Origin of the sequence: Kribbella sandramycini (assembly GCF_013131805.1) — a bacterium.
Taxonomy (GTDB): Bacteria; Actinomycetota; Actinomycetes; order Propionibacteriales; family Kribbellaceae; genus Kribbella; species Kribbella sandramycini.
In genome coordinates this window covers 1,397,412-1,409,443 of sequence record NZ_JABJRC010000001.1, presented here as the reverse complement: position 1 = coordinate 1,409,443, position 12,032 = coordinate 1,397,412, and the positions used below count along the sequence as shown (strand labels likewise).

The window sequence follows — 12,032 nt, the reverse complement described above, 5'->3', positions numbered from 1 at the left end:
TGACGCCATCTTGGACCCGGAACACCCGGCCCGGCGGGTAGTAGGGTCCGTGTCGTGCGGATTCTCTTTGTGGGGAACAGCTTCACGGCGCGGAACAACCTGCCCGGGTTGTTGAAGGGGCTGGCGGCGGCGCGGGGCGTCGAGATGTCGTCGACGCTGATCCAGGCGGGCGGGGCCTCGTTGCGGCAGCATCTGAATGCGGGCAAGGCGCCGGCGGCGATAGCGGACGGCGGGTACGACGTCGTCGTCCTGCAGGAGCAGAGCACGTTGCCGATCAAGAGCCCGGAGCGGTTTCGGGAGAGCGCGCGGGAGTTCGACGCGGCGATCCGGGCGGCTGGGGCGCGGACGGCGCTCTACTTGACCTGGGCCCGGCGGAACGCGCCGGAAACCCAGGCGGCGCTGACCGCGGCGTACGCCGGGAGCGCGGTTGAGCTGGGCGCGACGCTGATCCCGGTCGGCCCGGTGTGGGAGCGGTTCCTGCAGGAGCATGCGGAGCCGGTGCTGCACGACAAGGACAACAGCCACCCGGCCTTGGCAGGCAGCTACCTCGCGGCCTGCGTCTTCCTGATCGCCTTGCTGGCCGAAGATCCAGTCGGCCTCGACGTGCCGGTGAAGGGCCTCGATGCGAACACCGCGGCCCTCCTCCAGCACTCCGCCTGGGACATCTGCGAGCGGTTAGCGACCGCCGAGTAGACCGCCCAGCACGCCCGCGACGCCGCCGTCCTGGCCGGTTTGCTGGCCGCTGCCTGTGCCGCCGATGGCGCCGCCCGGCGGCTCCTCGGAGGGCTGAACGACGACGAAGCCCTGACCGGCGAAGCTCATCGTGAACGCCTCGCCCGTCGTGCGGCCGAGCAGCGTGCCGAGGCCGAGCTGGTCGGCGCGCATGTAGCCGGTCTGCAGGTTGGTCGACCAGGCGATCGCGGCCTGCGGGTCGGCGTACGTCGGCTGGTCGACGTTGAGTACGACCGGCGTCCCCTTACAGGTGATCGCGAGCCGGCCCTGCCCGGAGAACACGCAGTTGAACAGGCCGGCGTTCGACATCATGCCCATCCCCTGGACGCGCTGGATGTCCCAGCTCAGCGACGACTCGAATGCGAGCACGTTGGCGCCGTTGATGCTCAGGCCGTCCTGCGGGCCGTCGAGATCGATCAGGTAGACGTCCGCGGCGCGGTCGGCGAGGAAGACGTCACCCTGCCCGCGCATCTTCATCAGCGGGACGCCCTCGCCGGTGAGTTTGCTCTTGATGAACTTGCCGATCCCGCCGGACCCCTGGGCCTCGAATTGCACATTGCCCTGATACGCGACCATCGCGCCCTGCCGCGCGAACACCTCACCCCGCAACTCGACCTTCAGCAGTTTCGAGTTCTGCAGCCGCAATCCGGGCTGTGCCGACTCCTGCTCCTGGTTCGCCGCGGCGAACAATTCGCTCCGCACTGACCTACCCCCTCTGACCTGGAACTTCCCCGAGCGTATGGTCCGACGCACCCCACGCCGTCCCGGTGCCGTTCATCCTGCCCGAAGACCCGCCAGTTGTGCCCGCACCTGCTCCAACACCCTGATCGGCGCCAGCATCGTCGCGTCCTCCAATGGCGCCACCCCCGAGGCGAGCATCTCCAGAAACACCTGCACACCCGGTACGACGTAGTCGGCGTCCAGCCGAATCTCCCGCCGTCCCCAGCCGGCCACCTCGACCTCGAACGGCCCCTCCGCGACGAACCGCAGCGTCACCGCCACCCCGCCACACTCGTAGCGCGCAACGATCGCGCCGTCCTCGTGTGTCACGGCCACCGGCCCCGGCTCGCCAGGCGCCAGCCGCTGGGCCAAGTCAGCCACATGGATCCCGTAGAAGAAGATCCCGCCGTACACACTCCCCGGATCAGCCGGCCCGCTCACCGTCACCGCCGGCCCGCGCCCGAACCCCTCCGCATCCGGGAGCCACCGCAACGCCGAGTACGACGTCACCGTCGTCCCACCCCGCCGGGCCGCCGCCATCATTGCCTCCGCATCAACCACCCGCGTAGCCAACGGCTTGTCCACCCAGACCGGCACCCCAGCCGCCAAGAACGGCACTGCCAGCTGACGATGCGCAGCGCCGTCCCGGCTGGTCACAATCACCGCATCAACCATCCCCAGCAACTCACCCGCTGAGGCCACCACCACCCCATCCCCGGCCAGCCCCCGGTTCCGCTCGTCAGCCGGCCCCACCACCGCCACAACCCGAGCCGCCTCCGGCCGCGACCGCAGATACCCCACGATCCCATCCGCATGACTGCTCTCCGTCCCCACCAACCCGACCCGAAACACCATGCCCCCGATCCTCCCCGACTAGGGCGCGCGCTGCCCCAGCACCACCTGATTCCCATCCGGATCCAGCACCCGCGCAATCCGCTCTCCCCAAGCCTGCGTAGCCGGCCCCTCCACCACCTCGGCCCCCACCGCCCGCGCCCGCTCCACCGCGGCGTCGCAGTCATCCACATAAACCCACAACGCGATCGCCGCCGCGCCGGTCGCCTCCCCAGCCGCCAGCCCCAACGACGCCGTCCCGAACCGCAAGGCCACGTACGCCGCCGCGCCCTCCGCCGGAATCCGGTAGTACTCCTCCCCGCCCAGCCCCGCGCCGTAGAACTCCAGCAACCGCGGCAGATCCCCGGTCGTCACGATCGGAAAGATGTCATCAGCCTTCATCGAAACCCTCCAAGTAGTCGCTCTCACCCCCTGACGAACGGCGCCCGGAAAAATCGACAGCGCGCCGGGGTGGTGTCCGGAGAGTGAGATTTGGCGTAGTAAGTCGATTGGATTAGTACTCTTTCGATCACCTGCTGTGATCCGAGAAGAGGAAAGCCATGACTGAGACCGCGCCCAGCTGGTCGTTCGAGACCAGGCAGATCCATGCCGGGCAGACGTCGGACCTGACGACGAAGGCTCGCGCGTTGCCGATTTACCAGACGACGTCGTACACGTTCGACAGCACCGACCATGCGGCCAGTCTGTTCGGGCTGAAGGAGTTCGGGAACATCTACACCCGGATCCAGAACCCGACGCAGGACGCGGTGGAGCAGCGGATCGCGAGTCTCGAGGGCGGTACGGCGGCGTTGCTGGTGGCTTCCGGTCAGGCGGCGGAAACCGTCGCACTGCTGAACATCGCCGAGGCCGGCGATCACGTGGTGAGCAGCCCGAGCCTGTACGGCGGCACGTACAACCTGTTCCACTACACGTTCCCGAAACTCGGGATCGAGGTGTCGTTCGTCGAGGACCCGAACGACCTGGAGTCCTGGAAGGCCGCGATCAAGCCGAACACCAAGGTGTTCTTCGCCGAGACGATCGCGAACCCGAAGAGCGAGATCCTCGACATCGAGGGCGTCGCCGGGGTCGCGCACGAGTACGGCGTCCCGCTGGTGGTCGACAACACGGTCGCGACGCCGTACCTGATCCGCCCGATCGAGCACGGCGCGGATGTCGTCGTCCACTCGGCGACCAAGTACCTCGGCGGCCACGGGACGGCGATCGCCGGCGTGATCGTCGACTCCGGCAAGTTCGACTACGCGGCCAACCCGGAGCGGTTCCCCGGCTACAACACGCCGGACCCGAGCTACCACGGCCTCACCTACGGCCGCGACCTCGGCGTCGGCTCCGACCTCGGCAACCTGGCCTTCATCCTCAAGGCCCGGGTGCAGTGGCTGCGCGATATCGGGCCCGCGGTCTCGCCGTTCAACGCGTTCCTGATCGCGCAGGGGCTGGAGACGCTTTCGCTGCGGATCGAACGGCACGTCGACAACGCGCTGCAGGTGGCCAAGTGGCTGGAGGCGCGCGACGAGGTCGACAGCGTCGCCTACGCGAGCCTGGAGTCCTCGCCGTGGCACGCGCTGGCGCAGAAGTACGCCCCGCGCGGCGCCGGCGCCGTGGTCGCGTTCGAGATCAAGGGCGGGGTGGACGCCGGGAAGCGGTTCGTCGACGCGCTGCAGCTGCACAGCCACGTGGCCAACATCGGCGACGTCCGCTCGCTCGTCATCCACCCGGCGTCCACGACGCACAGCCAGCTGTCCGCCGAGGATCAGCTCGCCTCCGGCGTGACGCCCGGCCTGGTCCGGCTCGCGGTCGGGATCGAGCACGTCGAGGACATCCTGGCCGACCTCGAGGTCGGGTTCGCCGCGGCGAAGTCGGCCTGATGACCGGTCCCGGGCGACGTCACGCCGACGTCGGCGAGCTGCTGCTGGAGAGCGGTACGACGTTGCCCGGGGCAAGGATCGCGTACGAGACCTGGGGGAATCCGCAGGCCGGTAACGCGGTCCTGATCTGCCACGCGCTGACCGGCGACGCGCATGTGGTCGGTCCGGCCGGGCCCGGACAGCCGACACCGGGGTGGTGGGACGGCTTGATCGGGCCCGGCCGGTACCTCGATCCGCGCGACTGGCACATCGTCGCCGCGAATGTGCTCGGCGGCTGCCAGGGCAGCACCGGCCCGTCCAGCCAGGCGCCGGACGGGCGGCCGTGGGGGAGCCGGTTCCCCGCGATCACGATCCGCGACCAGGTGACCGCCGAGGCCGCGCTGGCCGATGCCCTCGGCATCGATCGGTGGGCCGCGGTGATCGGCGGCTCGATGGGCGGGATGCGCGCGATCGAGTGGCCGCTGATGTTCCCGGATCGGGTCGGGACGGCGATCGTCCTCGCCTCCACCGGCTATGCCTCGGCCGACCAGATCGCCTGGTGCGCGCCGCAGCTGGCCGCGATCACCGCCGACCCCGACTGGCAGGGCGGCGACTACTACGGCAGCGGTCGCGCGCCGATCGCCGGCCTCGGGATCGCCCGCCGGATCGCGCACGTCACGTACCGATCGTCGTACGAGCTCGCCGCCCGGTTCGGCCGGTCGCCGCAGACCGGCGAGAACCCGGCGACCGGCGGCCGGTACGCCGTCGAGTCCTACCTCGACCATCACGCGGCCAAGCTGGCCGGCCGGTTCGACCCCGGCTCGTACGTCGTCCTCACCCGCGCGATGAACAGTCACGACATCACCCGCGGTCGCGGCGATCTCGCCGCCGCGCTTGCCGGTCTGAAGGCCCGGCTGGTCGTCGCCGCCGTCGACTCGGACCGGCTGTACCCGCCGTCGCTGTCGGCCGAGTTGGTGGCCGCCTGTCCCGATGCGGACGGCGTCCACACGATCGCTTCGCCGTACGGACATGACGGCTTTCTGATCGAGCTCGACCAGGTTGGCGCGCTGGTCGCGCGAACGCTCGGGAGGGTCGCGCATACGGCTGGGCACTAGAGGGGCAGTGGAGGTGCATCGTGGAGCGGTATCACCGGATCTGGCGAACGGCGGTCGGCGTCCTGACCGGCATCGGAGTACTGGCCGCGGTGGTGCTGGTCGGCCTGGCGCCGAATCTCGCGGCCTTCCTGCTCGGCGCGGTGATGGCCGCCGCCATCTCCGTCAGCCTTGGGGTCTCGTGGGGCCGGACGCATCGCGAGACTGCTCTCGCGGCACCTCGCTGGGCGGCGCTGGGCGGCGCCGCAGTGCTCGCGATCGTCGGATACGGCAGTGCCGCCGGGCTCCAGGTGTTCTGGTTGATTCTCCTGGTCGCGGGTTCCGCGCCGCCGACTCTCACGGCGCTCGGCCGGCTTTCACCACCCGGCCGCGTGCAACCCGCCGAGCCCGCTCCGACGGTCGTCGTCGCCGTCACCGAGAAGACGTTCGACGCCGTCCTCGGTGACGACCTGCACCTCGCTCTCGACCTCTCCGCCCTGACCGACGCCGAGCTCTGCCTGGCTTGGCGGCGTAGCTTCGCCGAGCTCGGCCGATCCGCCGCTCAGGGTCGCTGGGCCGCGACCGTCGACGTCCGCCGCGCCTTCCTCGACGAGCTCGAACGGCGGCACCCGGAGGAGTTCGCCAGCTGGCTCGCCTCCGGGCCGCGCGCAGCCGGCGACCCCGGCCGATTCTTCAACCATCACTCCGAGCACTGACGCAGCTCCGCCCCGATCAGTTCCACCGCATGCCGGCCGGCCGAGAGCACACCGGGGAAGTTCAGGAACGCGTGCATGGTGTCGGCGTACTCGACCAACCGCGCCGGTACGCCGTCCTGGATCAGCCGCTCGGCGTACCGGCGAGCGTCGTCGCGGAGCGGATCGCGCCCGGCCGCGAGGATGAGCGCCGGGGGCAGGCCGCCGAGCGAGTGGGCCCGTAAGGGGAGTGCGCCCACGGGCGGATCGGGTGGGAAGTATTGCGCCGAGGACCAGCGGCCGGGGGCGATACTCAGGAACGTTCCGTCGAACAGCCGATACGACTCGGTGTCCTGGTCGAGATCGAGACTTGGGTAGCAGAGGATCTGCTGAGCCGGCATCGGTAGTCCGTTGTCGCGGGCAACCAGGCAGGCGCCGGCCGCGAGCGCGGCGCCGGCACTCTGGCCGCCGACGGCGATCGGGCCGTCGGTGAGGTTGGCGCGGATCCAGGCCAAGGTGTCGAGAACGTCGTCCAAGCCTGCTGGGTAAGGGTTTTCGGGGGCGAGTCGATAGTTGAGCGAGACAACGGTGCGGTTGCCGAGGGCAGCGAATCTCGACGTCGCGTACTCGATGTCGCGGAAGTGGCCGCCGACGAAGCCGCCGCCGTGCAGCCAGAGCAGCACCGGCCCGCGCGGGGCGGCCGACCGGTGGAGCCGCGCTTCGAGGCTGCGACCGGCGAGCTCGATCTGTAGGTCCTGGGTGGTCGCGCGTGGATCTCGCGGGCCGGCCAGTTCCGGATCGGGCAACTCCTCGCGGTCGAGGAGCAGTGCCTGGTAGGGATCGAGCTCGGGGCCGGCCGGCTCGGCGGCGAATCGCCGCAGCAGCGCGTCGGTGTCGGCCGCAAAAGCCGGTCCGGAGATGATCACTTGGCCACCAGATGCTTCGCGGCATGCCCGAAGGCGTTGTCGTTCGGCGGCGCCGTGATGTACTCCGCGAGCGCCCCGACCCCACCGTCGAAACCACCGCCCGTCGCCGGATCGGCCCACGCGGCGTCGTCGTACAGCTCGATCTCCGCGACGAACGCGGCATGGACGCTGTCGAGCCGCTGCACGAGCAGCTCCGAAGGAATGTGTCGCGCCGACTCGACCCCGCCGATGTTGAGCGCGCGCCCGAGCTCGGGCGTCTCCCAGGCTGCGCCGAGGCTCCAGTGCGACCGCCCGTTGCGGGCGTCCCGGAGTACGGCCAGGTTGATCTCGTCCCACATCAGCACATGCCCGACGAGATCATGTAGCGATTCGCAGAAATGGCCGAGCGGTCCATCGGCAACGCTGTACGGCGCTCGCAGCTCAGCCTCGCTCAGCCCGGCGATCGTGTTCTTGAGCAACTGGTGATCGGCCCCAACCAGCTCGATCGCTCGGCCCGGTGAAGTCTTCGGTGTGCGCATACCCCCGACCCAACCAGCAGTCGTGGCGGTGGCTCGGTGGATTGCGCGATCCGCTCAATCCACGGGCTACTTGCCGGTGAAGGCGGTGATGGCTATGCCGAGGACTGCTGTGTTGTAGAAGAAGGCGAGGATGGAGTGCCAGAGGGCGGCGTGGCGGAGGGGGTGGGTGGTGATGGTGGTGTCGGAGGTGGCGAAGGCGGTGCCGATGGTGAAGGAGAAGTAGGTGAAGTCGAGGAGGTTGGGGGTGCGGGTGGGGCCGGGGAAGGTGAGGCCGGTGTCGTGGGTGAAGTAGAGGTTGGCGTAGTGCATGGCGTAGCCGGTGTGGAGGGTGAGCCAGGCGAGGAGGACAGTGAGCGCGGCGAGGATCCGCAGGGTGGCGAGGTGGGGGTAGCTGGTGTCGACGTCGGCGGCCAAGGCGTCCACCGTGACGACGAGTAGCCCGCTCGACAGGCCGGCCGCGCTGGCGACGAGCAGTGCGCCGTACCGGAGTCGCATCCAGCGTGCGGGCAGCAACCAACTGCTCTCCGTGCTCCGGGCCCGCCGGATTGTGTAGAACTGACGCGCCAGGAACACCACCGCGAGCGCATCCCAGAGCAGCAGGGTGACGACCGTCCCCCACACCGGAACCGAGATCACCCACAAGATCAGTACCAGCGCCACCCCGGCCACCGCGAGCAGAACCCGCATGGCGCCTTCAACCCGTGCTCGCACATCCGGATAGTAGCCATTGGCAACCATCCCGTCCCGCCGCAGCGCCGGACGAGCGGATTCACCGCGGGTACCGGAACCCCGTGCAGTCCTTCCTGCCCTATCCCGACTTCGCGGCGACCGCGGCGGTCTCGAGATCTGCGCAGCCTGGACGGCGCTGGGGGGCCGACACCTGCCGGACGACGATGCTCGCCGATCTGCGGACGGCGCGCGACATCGGCGTACCGCGCAATCAGGCTGAGCTCACGCGCGCCGGCGCCACGCCGCCCTGGCTCGGCGACGACGCCGTCCATCGCAGCCATCGATCGGCGCTGCTCCGCAAGGACCCCGGCTACTACGCCCAGTACTTCGACGAGCCGGCGGATCTCCCGTACGTGTGGCCCGCTTCCGATCGTTCAGTCGGCGGCGAGGCGGGTGAGTAGGTCGTGCAGGGTCGTCTGCTCGGAGGTGGTGAGGCGGTCGAGGAGGGTGACCATCGCGTCGCGGCGGTTGCGGCGGATGGTGGTGAGGAGCGTCGTGCCGGCTGGGGTGAGTGCGACGAGGGTGGCGCGGCGGTCGTTCGGGTCGGGCCGGCGGGCGACGAGGCCGGCGGCTTCGAGGTCGTCGACGAGGGACGTCGCGGAGCGGGGGACGATGTCGAGCAGGGTGGCGAGCTCGCTCAGGCGGACCGGGCGGTCGGCGTGGTCGAGGGTGCGCAGGGCGCGGACGCGGCCGTGGGTGACGCCGTCGCCGAGGTCGGTCTTGGCGGCCCGGCGCTGGCGGCGGACGAGGACGTCGAGCAGGGCGGCGATCTGTTCCGCGGTGCCGTCGGGAGCGTTCACGGGGTGAGCCTAGTCGTCGGGGTCTTGTGAGGTAATCTCATAGTGAGGTAACCTCAGTATATCCGAACCGAAAGGCCTCGATGTCACAGATCTCCGGACTTCCCGGCGGGGGCGCAGGCGGCGGGCGCGCGATGCGCTCGCTGCTCAAGGACTCCTCCGTCCGGCACCACAAACTGTCCACCGGAACGCTGCGCCGGATCGCCGGCTTCGCCGTTCCCTACCGCGGCTACCTGGCCGTCTTCCTGCTGCTGGTGATGTTCGACGCCGCGATCGGCGCCGCCACCCCGCTGCTGTACCGCGCGATCATCGACCGCGGCATCGTCGGGAAGAACACCGGCCTGGTGGTCTGGCTCGCGCTCGTCGTCGCCCTGCTCGCGATCGTCAGCGGCGCGGTCACGCTGATCCAGCGCTGGTTCTCCTCCCGGATCGGCGAGGGGCTCGTCTACGACCTGCGGACGAAGGTCTTCGACCACGTCCAGCAGCTCCCGGTCGCGTTCTTCAGCCGGACGCAGACCGGCGCGCTGATCCAGCGGCTGAACGGCGACGTCCTCGGCGCCCAGCAAGCCTTCACCTCCACCCTCTCGAACGTGGTCAGCAACCTGCTGAGCGTCGTCCTCGTGCTCGCCGCGATGTTCGTGATGTCGTGGCAGATCACGCTGCTCGCCCTCGTCCTGCTCCCGCTCTTCGTGCTGCCCGCCCGGCTGATCGCCGGCCGCCTGCGCGCCGCGACCGCCGAGACGTACCGGCTGAACGCGGTGATGGCCCAGACGATGACCGAGCGGTTCAACGTCGCGGGCGCCGTCCTGGCCAAGGTGTTCGGCCGGTCGCGGCAGTCGTCGCGCGAGTTCGCCGAGAAGGCGGCGCAGGTGCGCGACATCGGCGTCACGACCTCGATGTACGCCGGCGTCTTCCGCGTCTCGCTGACGCTGGTCGCGGCGCTGGCCGTCGCGCTCGTGTACGGCGTCGGCGGGGTGTTCGCCGTCCAGGGCGCGCTCGGGATCGGGACGGTCGTTGCCCTGACCGCCTATCTGACCCGCCTCTACGGCCCGCTGACCGCGCTCTCCAACGTGCAGGTCGACATCATGACGACGCTGGTCAGCTTCGAACGCGTCCTCGAAGTCCTCGACCTCGAGCCGATGGTCGCCGACCGCCCGGACGCCGTCGAGCTCCCGGCCGACGCCGAGCCGTCGATCGAGTTCGACGCCGTCCACTTCCACTACCCCTCGGCGTCCGAGGTCTCCCTCGCGTCGCTGGAGTCGGTCGCGACCCTCTCGACCGAGACCGGGGCCGAAGTCCTGAACGACGTCAGCTTCACCGTCGAGCCCGGCCAGATGGTTGCCGTCGTCGGCCCGTCCGGCGCCGGCAAGACCACGCTCGCGGCACTGGTCTCCCGCCTGTACGACGTCACCGGCGGCGCGATCCTGGTCGGCGGCCGCGACGTCCGCGAAGTCACCCAGAGCTCGCTGCGCGACGTCATCGGCGTCGTCACCCAGGACTCGCACATGTACCACGACACCATCCGCCAGAACCTCCTCTTCGCCCGCCCCGACGCCACCGAACCCGACCTCCGCGCCGCCCTCGAAGCCGCCCAGATCGCGACCCTGGTCGACTCCCTCCCCGACGGCCTCGACACCGTCGTCGGCGACCGCGGCTACCGCCTCTCCGGCGGCGAACGCCAACGCCTCGCCATCGCCCGCCTCCTCCTCAAATCCCCCTCCGTCGTCATCCTCGACGAAGCCACCGCCCACCTCGACTCCGAATCCGAAGCCGCCGTCCAAACCGCCCTCGCCAACGCCCTGGTGGGCCGAACGTCCCTCGTCATCGCGCATCGCCTGTCGACTGTTCGCAACGCGGACCAGATTCTGGTTTTGGACGACGGCCGCATCCGCGAGCGCGGCACCCACGAGCAACTCCTAGCCCGCGGCGGCCTGTACGCCGAACTCCACAAAACCCAGTTCGCCGAGCAACCCGCCGTCGGATGAGCTGGTCGACCCCACGCGCCGACCCGCGCGGCTCCTCCGTCGTCGGGTGAAGGTGGTCGATCCCACGCGCCGACTACGCCCGGCTCCTCCGTCGCCGTGCTCGCGCCCACCCGAAAACGGTGCGTGCTCCCGCGCGCTCCTCCCGCTACGCGCGAGGCGCTTCCGCGCGAAGTACCCGCTTCCGCGGGAGGTGTGCGCTGCCGCGAGGTCGAGTTGGCGAAGCCGGTCTAGGAGATCTCCGAACCGGACGAGCGTCCTTTGTTTCCTGCGACGCTCGTCTTTGCCGGCCGTCGTGATCGTTAGAACGGCAGAACGAAGGCGCCCTCGGCTGCCGGCCTCGTTACAACAGGCGTGGCCGCAGGCCAGGCGCCAGGAATCGCTTCGAGGGCGCGTTGGAGATCAGCTTCCGTCCTGCCGGTCGCAACCAGACTCGTCCCCTGCGGGCCGGGCTCCAGGCACAGCAGTAAACCGGGTGCAGAGAACCACCGGACGGGCAGTCCCGTCGGTTCGAACCATGCCGGATACGGCGGCAGCCCAATCGAGGTGAACTGCTTTTCCAGGGAGGTAACTACGTCGGGGGTTGCCTGGCACGCGCGTTGCCGGCTCCACCGAGCCGCGGTGGCTTCACTCAGGATGGTTTCCACGCATGCCAGAGATAGGCGATCGAGAAAGGGCCGTCGGCCGGCCGGAAGGCGATCAGAGAAGAGAACGACCGGTGGGTCCGCACGGGACAAGTCGGTCAGCGGAACACCCCAGCCTGCACAGCCTTGGTTCTCGCTGCGGAACACCAGAAGATCCCCAGAAGGATCGAGCAGCAGCTCGTCCGGCTCCAGCAGCGGATTGTGCTGAGCAACCAGGTCACGCCGTCGACCGAACAACGCATATGCCTCCCGGAGAGCGACCGGAAGACGAAGGTCAAGTCTGGCCTCGGCCCGCTGCAGGTCTGTTGAAGCGAAGCCATCAGTGCGCGACAGCGGAGCGGACCAAGACGCGGCGAACGCGCTGACGAATGCCCACGGGCCCGTCCGATCCGAGCACCCGCCAGCCAGCGCCTCAGCCACGTCAAACCTGTCAGCCATGGCGCTGACCCTACGTGCTCGCTGACCTGCTGGTGGACGTCCAAGCGCTGATCCCAAGATCGAATTGCCA

The 12,032-nt window shown here is 69.6% G+C and carries 14 protein-coding genes; 6 read left to right on the top strand and 8 right to left on the bottom strand.

Annotated features, from left to right (window positions below; translation table 11 throughout):
• Window positions 1-54: 54 nt before the first annotated feature.
• Window positions 55-693: an SGNH/GDSL hydrolase family protein gene (locus HPO96_RS06215; RefSeq protein WP_171671735.1), complete on the top strand. Its 639-nt coding sequence runs from the start codon at window positions 55-57 to the stop codon at window positions 691-693.
• Here the strand turns inward: HPO96_RS06215 and HPO96_RS06210 are convergent.
• From HPO96_RS06210 to HPO96_RS06200, 3 genes are all read right to left on the bottom strand, one after another.
• Complete coding sequence (locus HPO96_RS06210) at window positions 676-1,434, bottom strand: AIM24 family protein (RefSeq protein ID WP_171671734.1); 759 nt, start codon at window positions 1,432-1,434, stop codon at window positions 676-678. The genes HPO96_RS06215 and HPO96_RS06210 overlap by 18 nt on opposite strands.
• Before the next feature lie 72 nt (window positions 1,435-1,506).
• A complete protein-coding gene (locus HPO96_RS06205) occupies window positions 1,507-2,307 on the bottom strand; it encodes a Gfo/Idh/MocA family oxidoreductase (RefSeq protein WP_171671732.1) in 801 nt (266 codons plus the stop codon).
• An 18-nt stretch (window positions 2,308-2,325) separates the two neighbouring features.
• The gene (locus HPO96_RS06200; protein WP_171671731.1) at window positions 2,326-2,685 is read right to left on the bottom strand and encodes a VOC family protein; all 360 of its coding nucleotides are present in this window, start codon (window positions 2,683-2,685) and stop codon (window positions 2,326-2,328) included.
• Between the two features lie 158 nt (window positions 2,686-2,843).
• Here HPO96_RS06200 and HPO96_RS06195 point away from each other — a divergent pair, with 158 nt between their 5' ends.
• From HPO96_RS06195 to HPO96_RS06185, 3 genes are read left to right on the top strand one after another with little or no spacing between them, the layout of a single operon-like run.
• The gene (locus HPO96_RS06195) at window positions 2,844-4,166 is read left to right on the top strand and encodes a bifunctional o-acetylhomoserine/o-acetylserine sulfhydrylase (RefSeq protein WP_171671729.1); all 1,323 of its coding nucleotides are present in this window, start codon (window positions 2,844-2,846) and stop codon (window positions 4,164-4,166) included.
• Window positions 4,166-5,260, top strand: coding sequence for a homoserine O-acetyltransferase MetX (gene metX, locus HPO96_RS06190; RefSeq protein WP_171671727.1), 1,095 nt, complete (start codon window positions 4,166-4,168; stop codon window positions 5,258-5,260). Before HPO96_RS06195 ends, metX begins: the two co-directional genes overlap by 1 nt.
• A gap of 20 nt (window positions 5,261-5,280) precedes the next feature.
• The gene (locus HPO96_RS06185; RefSeq protein ID WP_171671726.1) at window positions 5,281-5,952 is read left to right on the top strand and encodes a hypothetical protein; all 672 of its coding nucleotides are present in this window, start codon (window positions 5,281-5,283) and stop codon (window positions 5,950-5,952) included.
• Here HPO96_RS06185 and HPO96_RS06180 read toward each other — a convergent pair.
• From HPO96_RS06180 to HPO96_RS06170, 3 genes are all read right to left on the bottom strand, one after another.
• Window positions 5,937-6,854 carry an alpha/beta hydrolase fold domain-containing protein gene (locus tag HPO96_RS06180; RefSeq protein ID WP_171671724.1) on the bottom strand — a complete coding sequence of 306 codons (918 nt, stop codon included), beginning with the start codon at window positions 6,852-6,854 and terminating at the stop codon, window positions 5,937-5,939. The genes HPO96_RS06185 and HPO96_RS06180 overlap by 16 nt on opposite strands.
• Window positions 6,851-7,372, bottom strand: coding sequence for a hypothetical protein (locus HPO96_RS06175; RefSeq protein ID WP_171671722.1), 522 nt, complete (start codon window positions 7,370-7,372; stop codon window positions 6,851-6,853). The genes HPO96_RS06180 and HPO96_RS06175 overlap by 4 nt, the downstream gene beginning before the upstream one ends.
• Window positions 7,373-7,438: 66 nt before the next feature.
• A complete protein-coding gene (locus tag HPO96_RS06170; protein ID WP_171671721.1) occupies window positions 7,439-8,083 on the bottom strand; it encodes a DUF1345 domain-containing protein in 645 nt (214 codons plus the stop codon).
• Window positions 8,084-8,163: 80 nt separating this feature from the next.
• Here HPO96_RS06170 and HPO96_RS06165 point away from each other — a divergent pair, with 80 nt between their 5' ends.
• Window positions 8,164-8,502, top strand: a complete 339-nt coding sequence (locus tag HPO96_RS06165) for a hypothetical protein (protein ID WP_171671719.1) — start codon at window positions 8,164-8,166, stop codon at window positions 8,500-8,502.
• On the opposite strand, the gene HPO96_RS06160 is transcribed toward HPO96_RS06165, so the two are convergent.
• Window positions 8,476-8,901 (bottom strand): MarR family transcriptional regulator, encoded by a 426-nt coding sequence (locus tag HPO96_RS06160; protein WP_171671717.1) that lies wholly within the window; start codon window positions 8,899-8,901, stop codon window positions 8,476-8,478. The genes HPO96_RS06165 and HPO96_RS06160 overlap by 27 nt on opposite strands.
• Before the next feature lie 131 nt (window positions 8,902-9,032).
• Between HPO96_RS06160 and HPO96_RS06155 the strand changes: the two genes are divergently transcribed.
• The gene (locus tag HPO96_RS06155; RefSeq protein WP_238354704.1) at window positions 9,033-10,883 is read left to right on the top strand and encodes an ABC transporter ATP-binding protein; all 1,851 of its coding nucleotides are present in this window, start codon (window positions 9,033-9,035) and stop codon (window positions 10,881-10,883) included.
• Window positions 10,884-11,182: 299 nt separating this feature from the next.
• On the opposite strand, the gene HPO96_RS37550 is transcribed toward HPO96_RS06155, so the two are convergent.
• A complete protein-coding gene (locus tag HPO96_RS37550) occupies window positions 11,183-11,962 on the bottom strand; it encodes a hypothetical protein (RefSeq protein ID WP_202885514.1) in 780 nt (259 codons plus the stop codon).
• Window positions 11,963-12,032: the final 70 nt, after the last annotated feature.